This is a genomic window from Frondihabitans sp. VKM Ac-2883 (genome assembly GCF_015350875.1).
Lineage (GTDB): Bacteria > Actinomycetota > Actinomycetes > Actinomycetales > Microbacteriaceae > Frondihabitans.
In genome coordinates, this window is the sequence record NZ_JADKSF010000005.1 from 40,390 (window position 1) to 62,441 (window position 22,052).

22 protein-coding genes are annotated in these 22,052 nt (G+C 67.3%); 14 read left to right on the forward strand and 8 right to left on the reverse strand.

Annotation, left to right across the window (positions count from 1 at the left end):
• Positions 1 to 75 precede the first annotated feature (75 nt).
• Positions 76 to 816 carry a FadR/GntR family transcriptional regulator gene (locus ITJ49_RS10570; RefSeq protein ID WP_194604979.1) on the reverse strand — a complete coding sequence of 247 codons (741 nt, stop codon included), beginning with the start codon at positions 814 to 816 and terminating at the stop codon, positions 76 to 78.
• Between the two features lie 289 nt (positions 817 to 1,105).
• On the opposite strand from ITJ49_RS10570, the gene ITJ49_RS10575 reads away from it, so the two are divergent.
• From ITJ49_RS10575 to ITJ49_RS10605, 7 genes are read left to right on the forward strand one after another with little or no spacing between them, the layout of a single operon-like run.
• Positions 1,106 to 2,413 carry an MFS transporter gene (locus ITJ49_RS10575; protein WP_194605518.1) on the forward strand — a complete coding sequence of 436 codons (1,308 nt, stop codon included), beginning with the start codon at positions 1,106 to 1,108 and terminating at the stop codon, positions 2,411 to 2,413.
• Positions 2,413 to 4,158, forward strand: coding sequence for a dihydroxyacetone kinase family protein (locus ITJ49_RS10580; protein WP_194604982.1), 1,746 nt, complete (start codon positions 2,413 to 2,415; stop codon positions 4,156 to 4,158). The genes ITJ49_RS10575 and ITJ49_RS10580 overlap by 1 nt, the downstream gene beginning before the upstream one ends.
• 54 nt (positions 4,159 to 4,212) lie before the next feature.
• The gene (locus ITJ49_RS10585) at positions 4,213 to 4,716 is read left to right on the forward strand and encodes a ribose-5-phosphate isomerase (RefSeq protein ID WP_194604985.1); all 504 of its coding nucleotides are present in this window, start codon (positions 4,213 to 4,215) and stop codon (positions 4,714 to 4,716) included.
• A complete protein-coding gene (locus tag ITJ49_RS10590) occupies positions 4,713 to 5,498 on the forward strand; it encodes a triose-phosphate isomerase family protein (protein ID WP_194604988.1) in 786 nt (261 codons plus the stop codon). Before ITJ49_RS10585 ends, ITJ49_RS10590 begins: the two co-directional genes overlap by 4 nt.
• Positions 5,495 to 6,322, forward strand: a complete 828-nt coding sequence (locus ITJ49_RS10595; RefSeq protein ID WP_194604990.1) for a sugar phosphate isomerase/epimerase — start codon at positions 5,495 to 5,497, stop codon at positions 6,320 to 6,322. Before ITJ49_RS10590 ends, ITJ49_RS10595 begins: the two co-directional genes overlap by 4 nt.
• Entirely contained in the window at positions 6,319 to 7,227 is a 909-nt protein-coding gene (locus ITJ49_RS10600) for a phosphogluconate dehydrogenase C-terminal domain-containing protein (RefSeq protein ID WP_194604993.1), read from the forward strand. Before ITJ49_RS10595 ends, ITJ49_RS10600 begins: the two co-directional genes overlap by 4 nt.
• A 55-nt stretch (positions 7,228 to 7,282) precedes the next feature.
• Positions 7,283 to 8,296 carry a glycosyl hydrolase family 18 protein gene (locus ITJ49_RS10605; protein ID WP_370544470.1) on the forward strand — a complete coding sequence of 338 codons (1,014 nt, stop codon included), beginning with the start codon at positions 7,283 to 7,285 and terminating at the stop codon, positions 8,294 to 8,296.
• Between the two features lie 68 nt (positions 8,297 to 8,364).
• Here the strand turns inward: ITJ49_RS10605 and ITJ49_RS10610 are convergent, their stop codons facing one another.
• Positions 8,365 to 9,648 (reverse strand): exonuclease domain-containing protein, encoded by a 1,284-nt coding sequence (locus tag ITJ49_RS10610; RefSeq protein WP_370544471.1) that lies wholly within the window; start codon positions 9,646 to 9,648, stop codon positions 8,365 to 8,367.
• A 70-nt stretch (positions 9,649 to 9,718) separates the two neighbouring features.
• Here ITJ49_RS10610 and ITJ49_RS10615 point away from each other — a divergent pair, with 70 nt between their 5' ends.
• Positions 9,719 to 10,528: a carbon-nitrogen hydrolase family protein gene (locus ITJ49_RS10615; protein WP_194604999.1), complete on the forward strand. Its 810-nt coding sequence runs from the start codon at positions 9,719 to 9,721 to the stop codon at positions 10,526 to 10,528.
• Between the two features lie 131 nt (positions 10,529 to 10,659).
• On the opposite strand, the gene ITJ49_RS10620 is transcribed toward ITJ49_RS10615, so the two are convergent.
• The gene (locus ITJ49_RS10620) at positions 10,660 to 11,859 is read right to left on the reverse strand and encodes an aminotransferase class I/II-fold pyridoxal phosphate-dependent enzyme (RefSeq protein WP_194605004.1); all 1,200 of its coding nucleotides are present in this window, start codon (positions 11,857 to 11,859) and stop codon (positions 10,660 to 10,662) included.
• Positions 11,860 to 12,027: 168 nt separating this feature from the next.
• Here ITJ49_RS10620 and ITJ49_RS10625 point away from each other — a divergent pair, with 168 nt between their 5' ends.
• From ITJ49_RS10625 to ITJ49_RS10650, 6 genes are all read left to right on the forward strand, one after another.
• Positions 12,028 to 13,611: a S1C family serine protease gene (locus tag ITJ49_RS10625; RefSeq protein WP_194605007.1), complete on the forward strand. Its 1,584-nt coding sequence runs from the start codon at positions 12,028 to 12,030 to the stop codon at positions 13,609 to 13,611.
• Positions 13,612 to 13,702: 91 nt separating this feature from the next.
• Positions 13,703 to 14,779, forward strand: coding sequence for a glycosyltransferase family 2 protein (locus ITJ49_RS10630; protein WP_228514377.1), 1,077 nt, complete (start codon positions 13,703 to 13,705; stop codon positions 14,777 to 14,779).
• Positions 14,780 to 14,781: 2 nt separating this feature from the next.
• Positions 14,782 to 15,591 carry a CDP-alcohol phosphatidyltransferase family protein gene (locus ITJ49_RS10635; protein WP_194605012.1) on the forward strand — a complete coding sequence of 270 codons (810 nt, stop codon included), beginning with the start codon at positions 14,782 to 14,784 and terminating at the stop codon, positions 15,589 to 15,591.
• A gap of 26 nt (positions 15,592 to 15,617) precedes the next feature.
• Positions 15,618 to 16,472 carry a glycosyltransferase family 2 protein gene (locus ITJ49_RS10640; RefSeq protein ID WP_370544472.1) on the forward strand — a complete coding sequence of 285 codons (855 nt, stop codon included), beginning with the start codon at positions 15,618 to 15,620 and terminating at the stop codon, positions 16,470 to 16,472.
• Between the two features lie 96 nt (positions 16,473 to 16,568).
• Positions 16,569 to 17,864, forward strand: coding sequence for a CDP-glycerol glycerophosphotransferase family protein (locus ITJ49_RS10645; RefSeq protein WP_194605015.1), 1,296 nt, complete (start codon positions 16,569 to 16,571; stop codon positions 17,862 to 17,864).
• Between the two features lie 88 nt (positions 17,865 to 17,952).
• On the forward strand, positions 17,953 to 18,267 hold the full coding sequence (locus ITJ49_RS10650) for a helix-turn-helix domain-containing protein (protein ID WP_084816218.1): 315 nt from the start codon (positions 17,953 to 17,955) through the stop codon (positions 18,265 to 18,267).
• Positions 18,268 to 18,297: 30 nt separating this feature from the next.
• Here the strand turns inward: ITJ49_RS10650 and ITJ49_RS10655 are convergent, their stop codons facing one another.
• From ITJ49_RS10655 to ITJ49_RS10675, 5 genes are all read right to left on the reverse strand, one after another.
• Positions 18,298 to 18,576, reverse strand: a complete 279-nt coding sequence (locus ITJ49_RS10655; protein ID WP_055962966.1) for a hypothetical protein — start codon at positions 18,574 to 18,576, stop codon at positions 18,298 to 18,300.
• 136 nt (positions 18,577 to 18,712) lie between these two features.
• Positions 18,713 to 19,558: a hypothetical protein gene (locus tag ITJ49_RS10660; RefSeq protein ID WP_194605018.1), complete on the reverse strand. Its 846-nt coding sequence runs from the start codon at positions 19,556 to 19,558 to the stop codon at positions 18,713 to 18,715.
• 10 nt (positions 19,559 to 19,568) lie between these two features.
• A complete protein-coding gene (locus ITJ49_RS10665; protein ID WP_055962961.1) occupies positions 19,569 to 20,324 on the reverse strand; it encodes an ABC transporter ATP-binding protein in 756 nt (251 codons plus the stop codon).
• A complete protein-coding gene (locus ITJ49_RS10670; protein WP_370544473.1) occupies positions 20,324 to 21,136 on the reverse strand; it encodes an ABC transporter permease in 813 nt (270 codons plus the stop codon). Before ITJ49_RS10670 ends, ITJ49_RS10665 begins: the two co-directional genes overlap by 1 nt.
• 37 nt (positions 21,137 to 21,173) lie before the next feature.
• Positions 21,174 to 21,866 (reverse strand): NTP transferase domain-containing protein, encoded by a 693-nt coding sequence (locus ITJ49_RS10675; protein WP_055962958.1) that lies wholly within the window; start codon positions 21,864 to 21,866, stop codon positions 21,174 to 21,176.
• Between the last annotated feature and the right edge of the window lie 186 nt (positions 21,867 to 22,052).

The following is a 22,052-nucleotide window of genomic DNA, read 5'->3' on the forward strand; positions in this document are numbered from 1 at the left end:
CTGGTCGAGGGCCTTTTGCTTTGCGCGGTTGTGCGCCTGCCGGAGCGCGCTCGACGCGCTCTTGCGCGGCCCAGGTCAGGCGTCGAGGTCGAGGCTGGCGACGCGGTCGCCGGCAGTGCTCATATGCACGCGCATTGCGGCCTCGGCGGCGGCCGGGTCTCGGGCGGCGATCGCCTCGTAGATGCCGATGTGCTCTCGCAGGGCGACTTCACCCTGCTCTCGGTCGCGCAGTCCGCGCTCGACCCAGAGTCGCAGGAGTGAGCGAACGCTCTGCAAGAGGTCGCGCAGCACGACGTTGTCGGCACTTGCGGCGATCTGCAGATGGAAGCGCACGTCCGCCTCCACGAAACGGTCGAGGTCGTCGAGGGTCGCCTTCATCGTCTCGATGTGACTGCCGAGGGCCGCGATCTCGGCGTCCGTGATCCTGCTGGCGGCATAGGTAGCCGCCTGGATCTCCAGCCCACTTCGTACCTCTATGAGCTCGCGGGTACGAGAAGCCGAGAGCATGAGGCCCCAGCTCAGCGTGGTCGGAAGCAGCTCCGACGTGGAGTCGCGCAGGTAGGTGCCGGATCCTGGTCGCACGGTGACGATGCCGAGGATCTCGAGTGCCGCTAGCGATTCGCGAACGGCCGAGCGCCCGACGCCCAGCTTCTCGGCGAGTTGCCGCTCGGGCGGCAGGCGTGACCCGGGAGCCAGCTCGCCCGACGTGAGCAGGGAGATGAGCTGCTTGACGACCTCGGCAACGGCTGTTCCTCGCGGGACGGCTTCAAGCTCCAGCCTCAGGGCGGCGGGATCGTCGTCGGGGTAGGCGGGCACGCAGTCAGCCTAGCCGGGCACGATCTCGGCCCCAGTGGGCGAAATTCGGCCTTCCTGGCCTAATTGGTCAACCGGTTGACAGATTTAATCGAAAGAGTCATGCTGAGGGGACGCGCTGGTGATCACACCGACGCGATCCGACGATGTCGTTGAATGAACAGGAGTCGATGTGGACGCCCCCACCCGCACCACAGGTCGTAGCGCAAACCGCGCCGACACTGCCCCCAACCCGATCGAGAAGTCCGCGATCCGCAAGATCTCGATCCGGCTGGTGCCGTTCGTCGCGTTGATGTTCTTCATCAACTACCTCGACCGCACCGCGATCGGATTCGCAGCTCCGAACGGCATGGAGCAGAGCCTCGGTCTCTCGGCAGCTCAGTTCGGCTTTGCGTCGGGCGTGTTCTTCATCGGCTACATCCTGCTCGAGGTGCCCTCGAACCTGGCTCTCGCCCGCTTCGGCGCTCGTCGCTGGCTGGCCCGCATCATGGTGAGCTGGGGCATTGTCGCGTTCCTCTTCACCTTCGTGCAGGACTTCGCCCAGCTCGCAGGACTCCGCTTTCTTCTCGGAGTCGCCGAAGCCGGGTTCTTCCCCGGGGCAATCCTGTTCCTGAGCCTGTGGGTTCCCGGCAAGCACCGCTCCAAGATCCTCGCGCTGTTCTACCTGGCGCAGCCGCTCACAAGCGTGGTGGGTGCGCCACTTGCCGGGCTCCTCCTTCAGAACGACGGTGCCCTCGGCCTCGAAGGCTGGCGGTTCATGTTCCTCTGCGTCTCGCTCCCGGCCGTGCTGATCGGTGTCATCGCCTGGTTCTTCCTGAAAGACAAGCCGTCCGATGCGAAGTGGCTCACCCGTGAGGAGAGCGACTGGCTCGAGACCACGCTCGAGACGGAGAAGATCGGCACGGAGACGAGCGCCACGGGCATCGGCGGCCACGGGGTCGGCCTCGGCCGCGTGTTGAAGAGTGGGCGCGTGTGGATGCTCTCGTTCATCTACTTCGGCTTCATCTACGGCCTCTACGCCCTCGCCTTCTTTCTCCCGACCATCATCGGCACCTTCGAGGAGCAGTTCGGCACCAGCTTTGGCCTGTTCGAGAAGGGCCTCATCACGGCCATCCCGTATCTGCCCGCCGCAGCCGCCCTGTACTTCTGGTCGCGCGATGCGACGAAGCGCGGACTCAAAACCTGGCACATCGCGATCCCCGCGGTCGTCGGTGGCGTCAGCATTCCTGTCGCCCTGTACATGAACTCGCCCGCGGCCACGATCGCTGTCATCACGATTACGGCCATGGCGATCTTCGCCGCCCTGCCTAACTTCTGGACGCTCCCCACGCAGTTCTTGACCGGCACCGCCGCCGCGGCGGGCATCGCGCTCATCAACACGATGGGCAACCTGGCCGGGTTCGCGGCCCCCTACATCACCGGTGCCGTCACCGACGTGACGGGAACGTACCGGGTGCCGATGTTCATCGTCGGATTCTTCCTCCTCGTCTCGGCTCTGTTGATGGTGCTTCTCTCGCGCAAACGCAAGGCGGGGGCCGATACGGGTGCGGCCCCGACGGACGACCGTCCGGTGGCAGCCACGGCGGCGGGTCTCGGCTGATGACGCGCCTCTACAACGAGCCGACCGACTTCGCCGACGAGATGATCGACGGGTTCGTCGCCGCGAACCGCCGCTGGGTGCGCAAGGTGCACGGGGGAGTGGTCCGGGCGACGGCCTCCTCGCCGGGGTCGGTGGCCCTCGTGACGGGCGGCGGATCCGGTCATTACCCTGCGTTCGGCGGTCTCGTCGGCCAAGGTCTGGCGTCGGGCGCCGCACTCGGCAACCTTTTCGCCTCTCCGAGCTGGCAGCAGGTCCGCTCGGTCGCCAAGTCGGCCCAGAACGGCGGGGGCGTGCTGCTGAGCTACGGCAACTACGCCGGCGACGTCCTGAACTTCGATAAGGCTCAAGAGAAGCTCCGCGACGAGGGACTCCGCGTCGAGACGGTCACGGTGACCGACGACATCGCCAGCGCCTCCCTCCATGAGAAACGCAAACGCCGGGGCATCGCCGGTGATCTGACGGTCTTCAAGGCCGCCGCCGCCGCGTCTGACGCGGGCTATTCGCTCGATGAGGTCGTCCGCATCGCCCGCAAGGCGAACGAGCGCACCCGCTCCCTCGGCGTCGCCTTCACCGGTTGTTCGCTGCCGGGCTCCGACGAGCCGTTGTTCACCGTGCCCGAGGGTCGCATGGCCGTCGGTCTGGGCATTCATGGCGAACCCGGCATCTCAGAGCAGGACGTCCCCAGCGCGTCCGGTCTCGCCCAGCTCTTCGTCGACGCGCTCCTCGCCGAGCTCCCCGAGGGCATCGATGACGCCCGCGGCCAGCGCGTCGCCGTGATCCTCAACGGTCTCGGCTCGATCAAGTACGAGGAACTCTTCGTCGTCTATGGAGCCGTGGACGCCCTGCTCACCGAAGCGGGCATCGAGATCGTCGAGCCCGAGGTGGGGGAGCTCGTGACGAGCTTCGACATGGCGGGCGCCTCGTTGACGCTGTTCTGGCTCGACGACGAACTCGAGGCGTTCTGGAGGGCCCCCGCGGACGCCCCCGGCTACAAGAAGGGGTCGGTCGACCTGGCTGCCCTCGACGCCGACTTCCACGATGAAGAGGCCTCGACCCTGGTGATCCCCGAGGCGTCCGAAGAGAGCCGCCGCTCGGCCGCACTCGTGCTCTCCGCTCTCGAAGCGGTGAAGGTCACGGTCGACGAGCACGCTGACGAGCTCGGCCGGATCGACGCGGTAGCCGGCGACGGCGACCACGGCATCGGCATGCAGCGCGGGGTCACGGCAGCGGTGGCCGCGGCTCGGGAGGCCGTCGAAAGGGGCGCAGGATCCGAGACGGTTCTCACTCGGGCCGGCGACGCCTGGTCCGACCGCGCCGGCGGAACCTCCGGTGCGCTCTGGGGTTCGGCGCTGACCGCGCTCGGTACCGCGCTCACCGACGTCGCACCGGCGTCCGGTGAGCGTATGGCCGCCGGGGTCGCAAAGGCGACCACCGAGATCCTCGACTTCGGCGCCGTCGTCGGCGACAAGACGATGGTCGACGTCCTCGTCCCGTTCAGCACGGTGCTGACCGAACGCGTGGAGGCCGGGGAGCGGCTCGTCGATGCCTGGCACGGCGCGGCCGATGTCGCGTCCGCCGCAGCTCGGCAGACCGCGGATCTGCTGCCGAAGATGGGCCGTGCTCGGCCCCACGCGGCGAAGAGCCTCGGAACACCGGATGCCGGTGCCGTGTCGCTCGGTCTCATCGTGCAGACCGTTGCCGGTGTCTTGGCCGATGCGTCGGCGCGCACGACACCTGCCCGCTGACCCGGGCCCCACCCACTCGCACCATCTGAAGCAGCACCTACGAAGGAGAACACCATGACCGAGCCACTGCGCATCGTCGTCGGATCCGACGACGCCGGATTCGACTACAAGGAGATCCTCAAACAGGACCTCGCGGGCAACGATCTCGTAGCGTCGGTGACCGATGTGGGAGTCGATGCCTCGGCTCACACCCCCTACCCGTCGGTCGCGATCGCGGCAGCCGAGATGATCGCCCGCGGAGAGGCCGACCGCGCCCTTCTCGTCTGCGGTACCGGCCTCGGCGTCGCCATCTCGGCGAACAAGGTGGCCGGTATCCGTGCCGTCACCGCGCACGACTCTTTCTCCGTGGAACGCGGAGTCCTGTCCAACAATGCCCAGGTGCTCACGTTCGGCCAGCGAGTCGTCGGCATCGAGCTGGCCCGTCGCCTGGCTCGCGAATGGCTGACCTATACGTTCGACGAGACCAGTGCGTCGGCCGACAAGGTCGACGTCATCACCGCCTACGAGCACTCCCACTTCGACGCGTCGACGCCGGCGGCGGTGGGCTCGAACGCATGACCCTCTCGACGACCGCTCCCTACACGGTGGGGGTGAGCCTCAAGATGTACTTCGGGCACGCCCGCACCGTGGAGTGGGCGACTGCGATCGGCGCTCTCGCCCGCAGGCACCCGGCGATCGAGCTGGGCCTCGTCGAACTGTTCATCGTGCCGACCTTCCCCTCGCTCGTACCCGTGCGCGAGGCACTGGCGGGCGCTCCCGTGCGTCTCGGCGCGCAGGATCTCGCTTGGGCCGACGAGGGCGCCTTCACGGGCGAGGTCTCCGGTGTCGAGCTGGCCGAGATCGGCTGCACCCTGGCCGAGGTCGGCCACGCCGAGCGTCGCTCGCTGTTCCACGAAGACGACGAGATCATCGCGCGGAAGACCGCGGCCGCTCTCCGCAACGGGCTGACACCCCTTCTCTGCGTCGGCGAGGAAGCGGAGTCGTCGCCAGCCCTCGCAGCCCTCGAGATGACGGAGCAGATCAAGGCCGCCCTGGCTGCTTCCGGCTCCGGCCCTGTCGTCGTCGCCTACGAGCCGCAGTGGGCCATCGGGGCGCCCGCACCGGCATCGCCCGACTACATCGCCGCGGTGGTCGCCGAGCTGGAGTCGTTCGTCCTGACGCTCGACGGCCGCGAAGGCAGCCGGGTCATCTACGGTGGCAGCGCCGGTCCGGGACTCCTCACCGATCTCGGCGGCACCGTCAAAGGCCTGTTCCTCGGCCGCTTCGCACATGACCCCGGGGCCGTAGCCACCATCCTCGACGAGGTGCTCGTGCTGTGCGGCGCCGAGGTGCAGGTATGACCGCCGCCTCGACCACGGCCGGAGGTCTCATCGGTCTCAGCACCTACGCCTACTTCTGGCGGTTCAGCGACCGGGTCGCCCGGCCCATGTCTCTCGACGACATGCTTCGCGATGCTTCCGAACTCGGCGCGGAAGTCTTTCAGATCTGCGATTACGCGCCCCTCGACGACTACTCCGACGAGCGCCTCGCCGGCGTGCGGTCTCTCGCCGAGAGCCATGGCCTGACGCTGGAGGTGGGGACGCGCGGCACGGATCCTGCGCACCTGTTCCGCTACCTCGAAATCGCCGTCGCCCTTGGTGCGACGCTCGTGCGGAGCATGTGGAGCCAAGGATCCGACCATCCGTCTGCCAGCGAGAACGTCACCCGTCTCGGCACCGTGCTCCCTCGCTACGAGGAGGCCGGCGTCACTCTGGCGCTCGAGACGTACGAGCAGGTGTCGTCGGTCGACCTCGTCGCGTTTGTCGAGGTGATCGGGAGCCCCAACCTCGGCATCTGCCTGGATCCCGCGAACACCGTTGCGAACCTCGAGCTGCCCGGCGATGTGACCGGACGTTGCCTGCCTCACGTCGTGAACTGGCACGTCAAAGACTTCGACTTCAGCCGCGAGGCCGGCTGGGTCGGATTCTCGCTACTGGGTGCGCCCCTCGGTGCCGGACGCCTCGACTACGACGGAATGCGCCGGGCGATCGATCCCGCTCGTCGTGGGATCAGCCAGATCATCGAGCACTGGCTGCCCTGGCAGGGCGACGACGAGACCACCACCCGCGTCGAAGCGGAGTGGACGAAGAACAACCTGAACTACCTCAAGGAGAAGAACTCATGACCGACATCCTCACGACCCCGGCAGTGACCTACGCGGACGGCCAGGGCTCGGCCGACATCACCGTCGCCGTCATCGGCGCCGGCGGCAAGATGGGCCAGCGCGTCTCGAACAACCTCGCCAAGAGCAGCTACACGACCCTGTATGCGGAGGCCTCGCCGGCCGGCGTCGCCCACATCGAGTCGCTCGGCCGCACCGTCACCGCCACCGACGAGGCCGTCACGGGCGCCGACGTCGTGATCCTCGCGGTCCCCGACGTCGTGCTCGGGAAGGTCTCCGAGAGCGTCGTTCCCGCGATGAAGTCGGGGGCGATCATCCTCACGCTCGACCCCGCCGCCGCCTACGCAGGGCTGCTGGCCGCGCGTGACGACATCCACTACGCCGTGGCGCACCCCTGCCACCCCAGCGTGTTCCTCGAGCGCACGACCAAAGAGGAGTGGGCCGACACCTTCGGTGGCGTGGCCGCTCCGCAGGAGGTCATCGCGGCTCTCGAGGGCGTCGACGAGTCGTCGCCGGTGCGCGAGCTCGCCACCCAGGTCATCTCGACGATCTACGCTCCCGTCATCGCCGTGCACTACGTCACCGTCAAGCAGCTCGCTGTGCTCGAGCCGACCCTCGTCGAGACCATCGCGTGCATGGTCGGGGCTTTCCTCAAAGAGGCCCTCGAGGAGACCGTCGACGGCGTCGGAGTTCCCTACGAGGCCGCTCGTGCGATGCTCTACGGCCACACCTGGATCGCCCTCACGAACGGTCTGCGGGGCTCCAACCCGTTCTCGGACGCCTGCCACATCGCCATGGACTACGGCCGCGAGTCGATTGTCAAAGACGACTGGAAGAAGATCTTCGACGACAGCGAGCTCGACTCGGTCATCGCGCGCATGCTGAAGATCGACGCCGTCCGTCGCTAGCCTCGAACCCCCGAGACCCACCGTCTCGGGGGTTCTCGCTGGTTAGGCTCAGCGGGTGAACGTCTCTCGAAACTCCCGGTTGTTCGTGTTGATGGCTGTGACCGCCGTTTTCGGCCTGGTGGTCTCCGGATGCACCGCGACACCGGCCAGCGCGGCCCCGACGATGCAGGTCGTCGGCTATGCCGAGGCCGGTTCGACGCCGACCAGCAGGCTCGATGCATCCAAGACCGCTCTCTCGACGGTCGGGGTCGACGGCATCAACGTCGAGCGCGGGGGAGCGAGCCTGAGCGCCGTCTCGCCGGAGGCGCTTGCGCTCCTGAAGGCAGCCCACGCGCGGCACGAGAAAGCGGAGCTGCTCGTCGGCAACTTCGACGGGGATCTCGGCGATTTCTCCTCGGCCATCGGTGACGCCCTCCTCGGCTCGCCGTCGAATATTGACTCTGTCGTGGCGCTGCTGGCCGCCGAAGTGCAGAAGTACGGCTGGGACGGCGTCACCATCGACCTCGAAAGCCTGTCGTCGAAGTACCCGACGGAGTTGACGAGTCTCGTCTCGAAACTGAATTCGGCCCTGGGGGCAGGCAAGAGCGTCTCGATCTGCCTGATGGCGACGACGGGTCGCTACGCCGATCTCGGCTACGACGTGCGCGGCCTGGGGCGTGCGGCCGACCACGTCGTCCTCATGGCCTATGACCAGCACGGTCCAACCTGGACGAAAGGCGGCCCGGTGGGCGGGCTTCCCTGGGTGAAGAAGACGATGGCACCGCTTGTGCGCACGGTTCCCGCGACGAGGATCCAACTGGGCATCGCCGGGTACGGCTACACCTGGCCCGCGAAGGGCGACGGCACGCAGGTGTCGGATGGCGCGGCGCGCGCACTGGTCAAGCGGGCAAAGGCGAAGGCCATCTGGAGCACGACTCAGCGGGAGTGGCACGCGACCCTGTCGAACGGCACGGTGGTGTGGTGGTCCGATGCGAAGTCGTACCGTGCTCGTCTCGCCTACGCGAAGCAGCTGCGCATCGGCGGTGTGGCCGTGTGGTCGCTCGGCCTGAGCGATCCGCTGACTCGCTGACTGGCAGACCCGCTGACTAGCTCAGCCGTTGAGACGAGCCCGGTCGCGGCTTCTCACGGCGGCGTGCGTTACCCGGCCGCGAGCACACGCCGAAGATCCGCCTCGGCCGCAACCGGCACCCCGTAATCGCGTGCCTTCCGGGCCTTGCCCGACAGGGACGTTGGATCGGCGGCGACGAGCAGCGTTGTCCTTTTGGTTACCGCTGGCCATGCGACGACGCCAACCATCGCAAGAAGTCGCTCGATCTCGGCCCGGGGCAGCCACATGTCTCCGGTCAGTACCACGACGTCACCGGGATTGAGGGTGACCGAGTCGGTCCGAAGGAGGGTCGCGCCGGCGAAGGATCCGGCCACCGGCGGCTCGAGTGCGGCCTCCTGCATCTCTGCGGGAATGTCGAGCATGCGGCCGACTGCGTCAAGCTCGCTCCGTTCTTCGGCCGTGAGGATGCCGTCCATCCACACCGCATCGACCAGCGCCCGAAAGTAGTCCTCATGAAGAGAACGGCGACGCGCGGGCATGATCGCGAGCATGGCTGCGAGCTCCCGCAGCTCATCGGCTTCGTCGAGCGACAGGTAGCCGTCCGAGAGGGCCCGGTCGAGCATGGCCGCGTATTCCGATTCGCTGTCAGTTGTCTCTAGCGCCGGCAGGTGGGTCGCGGCGTCGGCGAGAGCGGTGGATTTCTGCGGTGCAACGTGGTTCGCGGTCGCCTCGACGTCAGCGACAGCAAGGCGGGGCCGAGGAGTCCACGAGGATCCCGGCCACGTAGTCAGAGGCCAGCGCAGTGTCGCTGCCCGGTCGCCCCATGCCGCCCACTCCCGCGTGTCCTCCTGCCCGACTCTCAGGTACTGACCGAGCAGTTGCGCCGTCGCCCTTGCATCCGCCAGCGCCTCGTGCGCGTCGGTCAGATCGATGTCGAACGCGGCACAGCAGTCGGCCAACTTCCGGCCCGACCCCGGCAGATATCGCGACGCCAGCTTCATCGTGCAGAGGGCACGATCGGTGTCGAGTGGCGACTCGAGGCCGACTCGGTCGAGTTCGGCGCGGAGGAAGTCGACCTCGAAGCGCGCGTTGTGAGCGACGACGACTCGGCCCGCGAGCCGGTCGAGGAGCTCGCCGGCCACGTCGCGGAAGGACGGAGCGTCCGCCACGTCACTGCCACGGAGTCGATGGATATGGGTCGGGCCGAGGTCGCGACCCGGGTTGACGACGGTCTCGTATTCGCCCTCGATCTCGCCACTCGGCGAGACCTGAACGATGCCGACTTCGATGACACGATCGTGCCGGGCCGGCCAAAGGCCGGTCGTCTCGAAGTCGATCACTGCATAGCCGTGGTGCGCCAAGTGTTCCCCCAAACCCGAACGGATGCCTTCCGATAGTCATCGTGTCAGAAAGCGCCTCGCCGAGCGCGGCTAGGGTGGCGACATGACCGACACCATGCTCGCCGCAGTGGCCCAGTTCGCACCGACGGCCGACTTCGAAGCCAACCTGCGGGTCATCGACGAGCTGGCAGCGAAGGCCGCGGCGCGCGGGGCGAGCGTGGCGGTGTTTCCGGAGTACTCCTCGTTCTTCGAGGCGCAGCTCGGGGTGAACTTCGTCGAGGGCGCTCAGCCGATGGACGGACCGTTCGTGCGCGGGCTGGGCACCATCGCGTCGAAGCACGGCCTGTACGTGGTGGCGGGATTGGTCGAGACGCGGCCATCGGATCCTCGTCGCTTTGCCAACACGCTCGTGGCGGTCGACCCGAGGGGCGAGGTAGCCGCGACGTATTCGAAGCAGCACCTCTACGACGCGTTCGGATCAAAAGAGTCGGAGTGGGTCGTCGCCGGCGATATCGAGGCCCCGCAGACGTTCGAGATCGAGGGCTTCCGGGTCGGGCTCCAGACCTGTTACGACGTGCGTTTTCCTGAGGTGACCCGCACTCTCGTCGATGCGGGGGCCGAGGTCGTCCTGCTGCCGGCGGAGTGGGTGCGGGGGCCGCTGAAAGAGCACCACTGGCGCACACTCGTCACGGCGCGGGCCATCGAGAACACCATCTACATCGCCGCAGCCGACCACGTGCCGCCGATCGGCGTGGGCAACAGCATGATCGTCGACCCGTTCGGTGTCGAGATCGCGACCCTCGGCGACGAGGCCGGCATTGCGGTCGCCGAGATCTCGCGCGCACGGCTCGAGCATGTTCGGCAGGTCAACCCGGCGCTGGCGCTGCGTCGCTTTCGGGTGTCTCCGGCCTGACTTCGGGGGCACGGGCACCATTCTGCGAGCGATCCGGGGCAGACACTCCCGCACGGCAGTAACGGGTGGGAATGCAGCGGCGGATCGCTCTCAAATTAGCGGCGTGCGGCGAGCGGCCAGCGGCCAGCGGACTAAGCGCCGAGACGCGACAGCCGCCCGACGGCCTCGTCGAGCACCTCGAACCTCTTGCAGAACGCGAACCGCACCAGCGACGCATACTCCCGGCCGAGGTCGGCGTGGCAGAACGCCGAGATCGGCACGCCGACCACCCCGGCGAGCGACGGCAGGCGGCGGCAGAGGTCGACGGCGTCGTCGAAGCCGAGTCCGTGCGCGTCGGCGACCACGAAATACGAGCCGCGCGGCGTCGAGGTCGGCAGGCCGGCCGCCTCGAGCCCCGTCCGGAGCAGATCGCGCTTGCTCTGCAGTGTGGCGGCGATTCCGCTGAAGTAGGCGTCGGGCAGGCCGAGGCCGACGGCGATGGCGGGCTGGAACGGGGCCCCGTTCACGAATGTCAAGAACTGCTTGACCGCAAGGATCCGGGTCACGATCTCAGCCGGGGCCGTGAGCCACCCGATCTTCCAGCCGGTGGTGGAGAACGTCTTCCCGCCGCTCGAGATCGTGACGGTGCGTTCGGCCGCTCCGGGCAGGGTCGCGATCGGGCGGTGTTCGGCGCCGTCGAACAGCAGGTGCTCGTAGACCTCGTCGGAGACGAGGAGGGCATCGTGCTGGTGGGCTAGCTCGACGAGCAGACGCTTGGTCGTCTCGCTGAGGACGCTGCCGGTCGGGTTGTGCGGGTCGTTGAGCAGGATGATTCGGGTGCGGTCCGTAATGGTTCGACGCAGTTCGTCTTCGTCGACCTCGAAGTCGCGGCCGCGAAGGGCGACAGTGCGGTGGTCGCCACCGGCGAGCCCGATGACGGCGCCGTACGAGTCGTAGAACGGTTCGAGGGTCACGACCTCGTCGCCCGGCTCGACGAAAGCGAGGAGCGTCGCCGCCAGAGCCTCGGTCGCACCGGCGGTCACGAGTACCTCGGTGACGGGGTCGACATCGAGGCCGTAGAAGCGCTTCTGGTGCGAGGTGACGGCCTCGAGGAGCACTGGCATGCCACGCCCGGGCGGGTACTGGTTCACGCCGTCGGTGATGGCTCGGCGGGCCGCCTCGAGAACCTCTTCGGGCCCGTCTTCGTCGGGGAAGCCCTGACCGAGGTTGATGGCGCCGGTGGCCGCGGCGAGGGCGGACATCTCGGCGAAGATCGTGGGCGCTAGATGCCCGCGGCTGTCGAGGAGCATGGCGCCGCGAGCGGCGCGTTCCCAGGGGGCCGGTGTCGTCATGGCATCCTCGTCAGGTCTCGGAGCAGAAGCGCTCGTGGCCGGGGTCGGCGTTCTCGGCTGACCCTTACAGAGCCAGCCTATGATGTGAAATCAGTTCGCTCGCGGTGTGTCGGAGGTCCAGGAGGATCGCCGGCAGAGCCGTCGAGACACGAAAGGATCCCTCCGCGCATGAGTCAGTTCCCCGGCAGCGACAGCTCTTCCGAGAACGACCGTTCATCCGAGAACGCCGGCCCTTCCGACAACCACGGTTCGTCTGAGACGAACCCGACGGAGCCCCTCGCCGACACGACCGCACCCGTCGTCCCCGAGCAGCGCTCGCCGTGGCAGGCCCCGGTCGGCGCTCCGGCTCTCCCCGGTGAGACTCCCTCTTCTCTGGCCGACACACGCCCCGCACCCGCGCCGACCTCCGGTGTGCACCAGGCTCCGCCGTCGCTGTCGCACGCCCCGTACGCCGGAGCTCACTCCTCGGCCTTCGGCATGCTCCGAGAGAACGGCGAGCCCGGGCCGGCCGCCGAAGCCGGTTCCGACGATGTCTGGCAGCGTCCGGCCTCCCCTCGGCGCAAGCGAAGCGGTCTGGGCGGCTTCGTCGCGGTCGCTGCGGTTGCCGCCGTGATCGGCGCTCTCGTCGCCACCGGGGGCTATGCCCTGCTCGGTCGGGGGGCCACCACGGCCACCGGCGGCACGAGCGACACCCTCTCGATCGGCCACTACAAAGACGCGTCGCTGATCACCGCGGTGGCGGCGAAGGCGACCCCGTCGGTCGTCACCATTGGTGTGACGTCGGGCTCTTCGGGTGGCACGGGTTCGGGCGTCATCCTCACGAGCGACGGCTACATCGTCACGAACACCCACGTGGTCACCCTCGACGGAGCGAGCTCGACGGGAACCGTGTCGGTGACGACCTCGGGTGGCCGGGTGTACTCCGCCAAGGTGATCGGTACGGATCCTCTCGTCGATCTGGCGGTCATCAAGATCGACGCGACCGGCCTCACTCCCATCACGTTCGCCGACTCGTCCAAACTCAACGTCGGCGACACGACCGTGGCGATCGGCGCCCCCCTCGGGCTCTCGAACACCGTTACCGACGGCATCGTGTCGACCCTCAACCGGAGCATCACGGTCGCCTCGTCGGCCGTCCCCGACACGGGCGGCGACACCTCGGGTGGCTCGCAAGACAACAACGGCCAGGGCCCGTTCAGCTTCGACAACGGCCAGGGCAGTTCCGGTTCGACGACCTCGACCATCGCACTCCCCGTGATCCAGACGGACGCGAGCATCAACCCGGGTAACTCGGGCGGTGCCCTGCTCGACACCGACGGCAAGCTCATCGGCATCAACGTGGCTATCGCCAGCGCCGGCGGATCGTCGTCGTCGAGCAGTGCCGCCGGCAGCATCGGGGTCGGGTTCTCGATCCCGTCGAAGCTCGTCGAGCGCGTGGCGAACGACATCAAAGACACCGGTTCGGCAACGCACGGCCTTCTCGGGGCTTCCGTCGACGACGCTACGAGCGACACGTCGGCGACGCAGACCGGTGCCCTCATCAAGACCCTGACCTCGGGTGGCGCCGCTCAGAAGGCGGGCCTCCGTGCCGGCGACGTCGTCACGAAGTTCGACGGCATCCAGGTGACCAGCGGCACCGATCTCTCGGCCCAGGTGCGCGTTCTCGCGGGCGGTTCGACGGCCTCGCTGACGTACATCCGAGATGGCAGCACCAAGTCGCTGACGGTGACCCTCGGCACGCTCAAGGGATGACGCCCGGCAACCGGACGGAGACGCCCTGGTAAGCTCGTCCGGATTTCCCCGGACGGCGCCCGGCCGACCGTCAAACCCATGCCAGGACGACATGAGCACCCACGATCGTGACGACGCCCTCGGCGCCGACTCGGTCGACAGCCGCACCGTCGGCGTCTCGTACGTCATGCCCGTCCTCAACGAGGTGCATGAGATCGAGTCGGCTGTGGCGTCGCTCGTCGCGCAGGATCACGAGGGCCCGTTCGAGGTGCTGCTCGCCCTCGGGCCGAGCGTCGACGGCACAAATGAGGTCGTCGCGCGCCTGGCTCAGGCCGACCCGAGGATCCGATCGGTGCCGAATCCGGTCGGCTCCACTCCCGCAGGCCTCAACGTCGCGATCCTCGCCTCGAAGTTCCCCGTGACCGTCCGCGTCGATGCGCACTCCGTGCTCCCCACCGACTACACACGGCTGGCCGTCGAGACCCTGCTCCGCAGCGGGGCCGACAACGTGGGCGGCATCATGCACGCGGAGGGCCGCACCCCCTTCGAGAAGGCCGTCGCGCGCGCCTATGGCAGCCGCGTCGGTCTCGGTGGCACTCCCCATCACGTGGGAGGCAAGGAGGGCCCGGCCGAGACGGCCTACCTGGGTGTCTTCCGACGCAGTCGCCTGATCGAGGTCGGCCTGTTCGACGAAGACATCAAGCGCGGTCAAGACTGGGAGCTGAATCGGCGCCTCCGCGCGTCGGGCGGCACCGTGTGGTTCACCCCCGCCCTGACCGTGACGTATCGGCCCCGGCCGAGTCTCGGCAAGCTCGTCCGCCAGTTCGTCGCCACGGGTATCTGGCGCGGTGAGCTCGTGCGCCGATTCAAGCTCGCCAACTCGCTCCGCTACCTCGTACCGCCCGCGATGGTGCTCGGGGTGGGTGTCGGTGCACTGGTCGGGATCGTCGGCATCATCGGCGCCGTCCTCGGATCCTGGGCGGGGTGGTTGCTCGTCGGCTTCGCCGTTCCGGCCGTCTATCTCGTATTCGTCGTCGTTGCCACGCTGACGGCCGCCCGCGAGGAAGACGCACGGACGAGACTGTGGTTTCTCGTAGTGTTGCCCTGCATCCATTTCGGTTGGGGGCTCGGCTTCGTCGCCGGGTTCCTCTCGCTGACCAAGAACATCACCGCCCACGTCGGAAGGTAAGAATGTCGCCTTCGCCCGGATCGAGACCCTCGTCGATCGCCGAGCTCAAGCGCGTCGCGCAACCACCGGAGGTGCGGAGCCGGGCCAATGCCGAGCACTGGACCGCCTCGCTCTACCTGCGTGACATCTCGCCGTACCTGACCTGGGTGCTGCTGCGCACGAGCATCTCGGCCAACGGTGTCACCGGGCTGATGATCCTCGCCGGGTGGGCGACCGCCTTCTCGTTGCTGATTCCCGGCATCGCGGGGCCGCTGCTCGCGCTCGTGCTCGGGCAGGTGCAGATGCTGATCGACTGCTGCGACGGAGAGGTGGCCCGCTGGCGCGGCACGTCATCGCCGGCCGGGGTGTTTCTCGACAAGGTCGGGCACTACACGACCGAGGCGCTCATTCCGGTCATGCTGGGGTTCCGGGCGGCGGGATTCCCGTTCCAGGCCCCGGCCGACTTCCTCTGGACCACCCTCGGGTTGACGTTGGCGCTGATCATCGTCTTGAACAAGGCGCTGAACGACATGGTGCACGTCGCCCGGGCGAACGCCGGTCTCAACAAGCTCGAAGACAAGCGCGGGGGAGTGACCGTGCCGAGCGGTCGCCTTCTGGCACGGCTGCGGCGAGCTGCCCGCTTCGTGCCGTTCCATCGGCTGTATCACTCGGTCGAGCTCACGATGATCATCTTCGTGGTGTCGATCGTCGGCATCTTCGTCGGTCAGATGCACGCCGACCGTCTTCTCCTCCAGATTCTCACGCCGCTGTCGCTGCTCGCCCTCGTCGGGCACTTCGTGGCCATCATGTCGTCGAAGCGGGTGCGATCCTGAGCGTTTCGCCGCCTGTCCGGTCGACGGTGGGCGTCGTCAGCCTGACCCAGGGGCGTCGACCGGACGACCTGCGGGCCGGGCTCGAGTCGGTCCTGCGGCAGATCGACGTCGAGCTCGACATCGTCTGCGTGGGCAACGGGGCTGATCCCGGCGCGCTTCCGAGTGGCGTGCGGTCGCTCGTGCTTCCTGAGAACGTCGGAATCTCGGCCGGGCGCAACCGGGGCGCCGAGGCGGTCTCCGGTGAATACGTGTTCTTCCTCGACGACGACGCCGCCCTCGCCTCCGACACCTTCCTGGCCGACGCGATCGCCCTCGTCGAGACGGCGGGTGACATCGGCCTGCTTCAGCCGCGCGTAACCGACCCGCGCGGTGCCGGAGACCCGCGCCGATGGATCCCTCGCCTGAAGAAGGGGTCGGCCACTGACTCGGGCGACGTCTTCTCGGTATGGGAGGGCGCGACCCTCCTGCGTCGGAGCGTGTTCGACGCGTGCGGCGGCTGGGGAGAGCCCTACTTCTACGCCCACGAGGGCATCGAGCTGGCCTGGCGGGTCTGGGCGCAGGGCTTGCGTGTCTGGTACGCGGGCGACCTGGTGGCTCACCACCCCGCCATCGACCCGGCGCGGCACAGCCAGTACTACCGGCTCAACGCCCGCAACCGCGTGTGGTTGGCCAAGCGCAATCTGCCGTGGCCTCTCGTGCCGGTCTACGTCGGATCCTGGACTCTGGTGACGCTGGTGCGGTGGGGTCGTCGACCCGACCGCATGCGCCCCTGGCTCACTGGATTCCGAGAGGGGTGGTCTTCGGCTCCCGGGGGGCGCCGGTCGATGGGTTGGCGGACGGTCATCCGGATGACCCGCGCCGGGCGCGCTCCGATTCTCTAAGGCGGGTTCTGCAATGCTGAGAGAGAGCGGAATTGGTCGGGCCACCAGACCCGTCGCCGGTGCCGCCACCGCCGTCATCCACTTCGAAGGAGCCTGATGCCGATCGTTCGAGATCTCGGTCTCGCCCTCGGGCTGGTCAAACGCTCGGTGCGCGCCCGTCGTACGCGCAAGCAGCTGGCGAAACGCGACCTGACCCTCACAGCGCCTCGGCCGGGTGTCGTGCGCGTCGCGGTCTATTTCGCCGACGGGCCGGTGAACCTCTATCAAATTCGGCAGTGGTACGCGCCCCTGGCGCATCTCAACAAGACGACCCCGGTTGCGATCGTCGTACGAAGCCCCGCGACGATGCTGGCGTTGCTGTCCGAGTCGCCGGTTCCGGTGGCCTATGCGCGCCAGGTCGCCGACCTGGAGGCCTTCGTCGAATCGCAGCCGATCGCGATGACCCTGTACGTCAACCAAAACTCTCGCAACTTCCAGATGATGCGATACGGGCGCATGTGGCACGTCTTCGTCAATCACGGCGAGAGCGACAAGATGTACATGACGACCAACCAGTTCAAGACGTACGACTACGCGTTCGTCGCAGGCAAGGCGGCTCTGCAGCGGCTCGGCGCGAAGCTCTGGGACTACGACCTCGACCGTCGCGCCATTCTGATCGGGCGCCCCCAGGCGGACCACTTCGCTGGCGCACTGCCCTATACGCCCGACGGCCGCATCGTCGTCCTCTACGCTCCGACCTGGGAGGGCGACCGTCCCGCCGCCGCGTACGGGTCGATCGCGTCGCATTCGGCGCTCGTGCCGGCGCTGCTTGCGACCGGCCGGCACCGGGTCGTCTATCGGCCGCATCCGCGCAGCGGTGTGCGCGACCCCGAGTATCGCGCTGCTCACGAGGGCATCAAGCGTCTGATCGAGGAGGCGAACCGCAAGGATCCCGCTGCCGGTCACCTCTTCGACGACGGTCCCGACCTCGGCTGGCAGCTCGCTGCGGCCGATGTCGCGATCACCGACATCTCGGCGATGGTCTACGACCGGCTGGCCACCGGGCGACCGTTGCTTATTGCACGACCGGTCTCGCCCGAGGCCGAGGTCGACGAGGGGGGTTATCTCGGGTCGGCCGAGTGGGTGACGGCCGATCAGGCTAGCGACATCGTTCGACTGGTCGATCGAGTGCTTCTCGACTCCGATGCGCGGGAGCGCCTCGATTTCTGGGCCGAACACCACTTCGGCGACACGACTCCGGGGGTGGCGACCCGGCGATTCGAGTCGGCCGTCGCGCTTCTCGAGAGCCGGTGGCACGAGTTCGCGGCACAGAACCCGCGCCCGGAGGCGTCACCGTCGGGTGATGCTTCTGAGGCGGGGCCAGATGATGGCGACGACTCTCATCGCGATTAGTCACAAATAAGGCATATACAAATGAGGCATAAAGAGTGCCTCTTTATATAGTCTGGACATGCTGACGTGGGTGCCGTATTCGTAGGGTATGCCTGCTCCCAGTTCTGAAGCGTCACGCATCGTCGGCGAACGGATCAAGGCGGAACGACTACGGCTTGCCCTCAGTCAAGACGAGGTCGCCCATCTGGCGGGCATGAACGTCTCGAACTACGGCAAGATCGAGCGCGGCATCGGCAACCCCGTGCTGCACACGCTCGTACGCATCTCGGCAGTTCTCGACATCGACCCGGCGCAGCTCGTCGCCGGACTCACTGCAGATCACCTCCCGGCGCTTCTCGAGGCGTTCAGCGCCGCCGACTATGTCGCCGAGCAGCGCCGTCGAGCCGGGCGCCAGCCCAGCTGACGGAGCGGCCCGGCGGCGACGCCGCCGGCCTCAGAAGCTGATGCGCCAGAGGTACTCCTCGCCATCGGGGCGGAACCAGCGCACGACGACGATGGAGTCGGTGCTCTCCACTCCGATCAGGGTGAGTCGGGCGCTTCTGCCCGGCTCGAGGGTCAGTGGTTCGAGCGGGACCAAGTGGCCCGACCCGAGAAGGGTCGCTCGGAGGTTGGTCACCCTCTCGTCACTCATATTGACGAGGCGGATGACGTGCGGAGCATCGTCGCGGTCGATCCAGAACGGGACGGGGTAGGCAGGGGCGTGGCTTCTCATGGAACGACCCTAAAAGGGGCCTACGACGAATGGCCCGGCACCCCTGTGGAGGGAGCAATTGCTGGGGATAACCCCGAAGGGCGAGGGTCTGTGGAGGCGAAGACGACCCCGTGTGCCGAGTAATTGCAGACGGCGGTCAGGATCCTAATTCGACCGGAAACGACGCGGGCGGCGGCCCGAAGGCGGTACGGGAGCTCGTGACGACCCGGCGACCGAGCGTGTGATTGCCCACGCCACCGATCACGGCACCGATGCCGAACGGAATCGCGCGGCCGATGATCGACGTCGACTGCGAGCGGAGGAAGCGCTTGGTGAACTCTTTGCGCACGAGCCCGGAGAGACCGGAGAGCGACGCCTTCGGCAGGCGCTCGGCGACGAGGTCGCCCCAGAACGCCGATCGCGCGGGGCCCGAGCCGATGGCCTCGCCCGCGAGCTGCTTGACCAGGTCTGCGCCCGGCCCGCCGAGCATCATCGCCATGACGATGGTGCGTGCGCGCTCCGGGTCGGTCACGGCGACCCCGTGCACCTCGGTCACCGACTGGGCAAAGAGGGCGCTGGCCTCGAGGAAGTACGCCGTCTCGGCTCCGGAGAGGGCGAGGGAGAGCGGGATGCCGATGCCGGGGATGACGGCGCTCGCGCCCACCGCGGCCCCACCCGTTGTCACGGCGGCGAGGTATTCGCGCTCGAGAGTGCGGAGGATCTGCGCCGGGGTGTGATTCGGGTGTCGGCGTCGAAGCTGGCGCACGTGACTGACGACGACCGGGTGCTGAACCGTCAAGACCCGGTTCAGAGTGCGCTGCCATTTGGGGCTGTCGGTGTCGCGCGTCAATTCACGACCGACCTCGCGCAGTTCTTGACCCTGGATCGGGACGGCCCAGGTCTCGTCGACGGCCGAAGAACGGGAATCGGCCCGATCGACCTTCTCGATTGAGGCCCGGTCGAGTTCGGCCTTCTCGAGGGCTGCTTTTTTGGATCGTCGCATCCTCGTGACATTACGCCTTGGTCTTGGGAGCCAGATCGGCGTTGTACCTCGCCAGCGCCTCGGTGATCGGGCCGTCGAACACCAGCGCCCCCTTGTTGAGATAGAGACCGCGGGTGCAGAAGCGCCGGAGGTCTTTCTCATTGTGCGAGACGAAGAACAGCGTGCGACCCGCGCTGAGCATCTCCTCGATGCGGCGGTAGCACTTCTCCCGGAACGCTCGGTCGCCGACCGCGAGCACCTCGTCGACCAGAATGATGGGCTCTTCGAGGCGCGAGATCACCGAGAAGGCGATTCGCACCTTCATGCCGCTCGACAGGTGCTTGTAAGGCGTGTCGACGAAATCGGCGATCTCGGCGAAGTCGATGATCTCATCGAAGGCTTCGTCGATCTCGGCCCGTCGCATGCCGTGGAGGCCCGCGGTCAGGTAGACGTTGTCGCGCACGCTGAGGTCGCCCACGAAGCCGCCGGTGATCTCGATGAGCGGCGCTACGCCCTTCTCGACCGACACGCGACCCTCATCGGGTAGAACGACCTCGGCCACGAGTTTCAGCAGGGTCGACTTGCCCTGGCCGTTTCGGCCGACGACCCCGATCGACTCGCCGGGCTGCACCTCGAACGAGACGTCGCGGAGGGCCCAGAACTCGCCCGGTCTGGTGCGCCGGCTGCTGTCGGCGAAGAGGTCTTTGAACGACCGGCGGGCGCGACGATTGCGGCGGTACCGGATGCCGGCGCCCGAGACCCGGATGACGGGATGGTTCTCGCCCATCAGATCTCCTTCAAGACGGCGCGCTCCGAGGCGCGGAAGACGAGGATCCCGACGAACAGAATCACCACCGACATGAGGGCGGCGACGACGACCTCCAGCGGTCGGAGCTGATCGGGGAAGAATGCCGATCGGTAGAGCCCGAAGATGCCGCTGAGGGGGTTGAAAGCCGCGACCACGTGAAAGGACTCGGGGAGGTTCTTCGTGCCGTAGATGATGGGCGACGCGTAGAAGAGGAAGCGCAGGATGAGCTTGACGGCGCGCTCGAGGTCGCGGAAGAAGACGACGAGCGGCGCGATGATGAGGCCGAGGCCGGTGACGAGGATGGCCTGCAGGATGATCGCCAGCGGGAAGAACACCACTTCCCAGTGCAGCGGGGCCCGGGTGATCAGAGCGAAGATCGCCAGCACGGGGAGGCTGAACAGGAATTCGATGCCCTTCGAGGCCACGATCCGGTTGACCCAGATGGTGCGGGGGATCTTCGTCGACCGGACCAGCTTGGCGTCGGAGGTGAACGCCTTCGTGGCATCCGACACCCCACCGGTGAACCACTGCCAGGCGAGGAGGCCGCTGAGCAGGAACACGATGTACGGCTCTTCGCCGACGTCGCGCTTGAAGACGACGGTGAAGACGAAGAAGTAGATCGCGCTCATCAGCAACGGGTCGAGGATCGACCAGAGGTAGCCGAGCGCACTCGTCGAGTAGCGGACCTTGAGGTCTCGCGACGTCAGCAGCCAGAGCACCTGCCGGTAGCGCGCGAGGCCGGTCGCTCGGGGCGGGGCGATGGTGCTCGAAGAGGTAGGGAAAGTCGTCACGGGAGTCCTATGTCGTCAGGACACCCCGCCGAACGCGTCAGACGAACAGGTTGGCGCGCTCGAGGTCTTCCGCGAAGTCGACCTCGACGGCGTAGAGGTCGGAGATGTCCACCGGTACGAAGCGTAGGGCATTCTGTTCGATGCCCAGCTCGATGCCGCGCTCGAAATAGTCTTGGCTGTCGACGCGACCGAGCTGGCGAATCAGGTCGGCCTTGTCGGCCTTCGAGACGAAGTTGATGCCGACGGCCTCGCCGAGACCGTGCTTGACCTGCTTCGAGAGCTCGTCGATGAAGCCCTCGGCGTCGGTGGTGTATTTGACCTCTTCGTCGGAGACGCTCGAGGTGTTGACCGAGACGAACGACTGGTCGGACGAGATGTACGGCACGGCGCGGGTGAGGGCTGCGGGGTCGAAGACGACGTCGCCGTTCATCCAGAGCACACTCGACGACCCGGTCGCCTTGAGCGCGCGAAGTAGGCTTTTCGAGGTGTTGGTCTGGTCGTACTGCTCGTTGTAGACGAAGCTCGCGGTCGGGAAGGCCTCGACGATGTGCTCGTACTTGTACCCGACGACGACGGTAATCTTCACGTCGGCACCGAAGGCGCTGCGGATGTTCTCCATCTGCTGCTGCATGATGGTGCGGCCGTCGGCCAGCTCGGTGAGGCACTTCGGAAGGGAGCGGCCGAGGCGCGTGCCCATACCCGCTGCCAAAATAACGATCTGCGTGCTCATGCGTGTCTCCTCTGGTTCGAACCCGGCCGGGCGCTTCGCCCGGGGCGAGAGCAGCCCGTGCGTTACCGACTGTTCGTCGTCGTCACACCTGGGGTTTGTCGTCTGCGGCACAGCGATGTGCAATTTGAGAGTACCGGCAAAGGGTAGTAGGGGGACGGATTGTCAGGTGTTTGTCGCCTATTCGTG

Excerpts from the sequence above, each read along its gene's own strand:
- ITJ49_RS10665 (WP_055962961.1), bottom strand. The coding sequence starts at position 20,324 with ATGGGCGAGAACCATCCCGTCATCCGGGTCTCGGGCGCCGGCATCCGG.
- ITJ49_RS10660 (WP_194605018.1), bottom strand. The coding sequence starts at position 19,558 with ATGCGACGATCCAAAAAAGCAGCCCTCGAGAAGGCCGAACTCGACCGG.
- ITJ49_RS10655 (WP_055962966.1), bottom strand. The coding sequence starts at position 18,576 with ATGAGAAGCCACGCCCCTGCCTACCCCGTCCCGTTCTGGATCGACCGC.
- ITJ49_RS10575 (WP_194605518.1), top strand. The coding sequence starts at position 1,106 with ATGTTCTTCATCAACTACCTCGACCGCACCGCGATCGGATTCGCAGCT.
- ITJ49_RS10590 (WP_194604988.1), top strand. The coding sequence starts at position 4,713 with ATGACCCTCTCGACGACCGCTCCCTACACGGTGGGGGTGAGCCTCAAG.
- ITJ49_RS10620 (WP_194605004.1), bottom strand. The coding sequence starts at position 11,859 with ATGACGACACCGGCCCCCTGGGAACGCGCCGCTCGCGGCGCCATGCTC.
- ITJ49_RS10635 (WP_194605012.1), top strand. The coding sequence starts at position 14,782 with ATGTCGCCTTCGCCCGGATCGAGACCCTCGTCGATCGCCGAGCTCAAG.
- ITJ49_RS10585 (WP_194604985.1), top strand. The coding sequence starts at position 4,213 with ATGACCGAGCCACTGCGCATCGTCGTCGGATCCGACGACGCCGGATTC.
- ITJ49_RS10595 (WP_194604990.1), top strand. The coding sequence starts at position 5,495 with ATGACCGCCGCCTCGACCACGGCCGGAGGTCTCATCGGTCTCAGCACC.
- ITJ49_RS10630 (WP_228514377.1), top strand. The coding sequence starts at position 13,703 with ATGAGCACCCACGATCGTGACGACGCCCTCGGCGCCGACTCGGTCGAC.
- ITJ49_RS10580 (WP_194604982.1), top strand. The coding sequence starts at position 2,413 with ATGACGCGCCTCTACAACGAGCCGACCGACTTCGCCGACGAGATGATC.
- ITJ49_RS10650 (WP_084816218.1), top strand. The coding sequence starts at position 17,953 with ATGCCTGCTCCCAGTTCTGAAGCGTCACGCATCGTCGGCGAACGGATC.
- ITJ49_RS10615 (WP_194604999.1), top strand. The coding sequence starts at position 9,719 with ATGACCGACACCATGCTCGCCGCAGTGGCCCAGTTCGCACCGACGGCC.
- ITJ49_RS10600 (WP_194604993.1), top strand. The coding sequence starts at position 6,319 with ATGACCGACATCCTCACGACCCCGGCAGTGACCTACGCGGACGGCCAG.
- ITJ49_RS10645 (WP_194605015.1), top strand. The coding sequence starts at position 16,569 with ATGCCGATCGTTCGAGATCTCGGTCTCGCCCTCGGGCTGGTCAAACGC.
- ITJ49_RS10625 (WP_194605007.1), top strand. The coding sequence starts at position 12,028 with ATGAGTCAGTTCCCCGGCAGCGACAGCTCTTCCGAGAACGACCGTTCA.
- ITJ49_RS10675 (WP_055962958.1), bottom strand. The coding sequence starts at position 21,866 with ATGAGCACGCAGATCGTTATTTTGGCAGCGGGTATGGGCACGCGCCTC.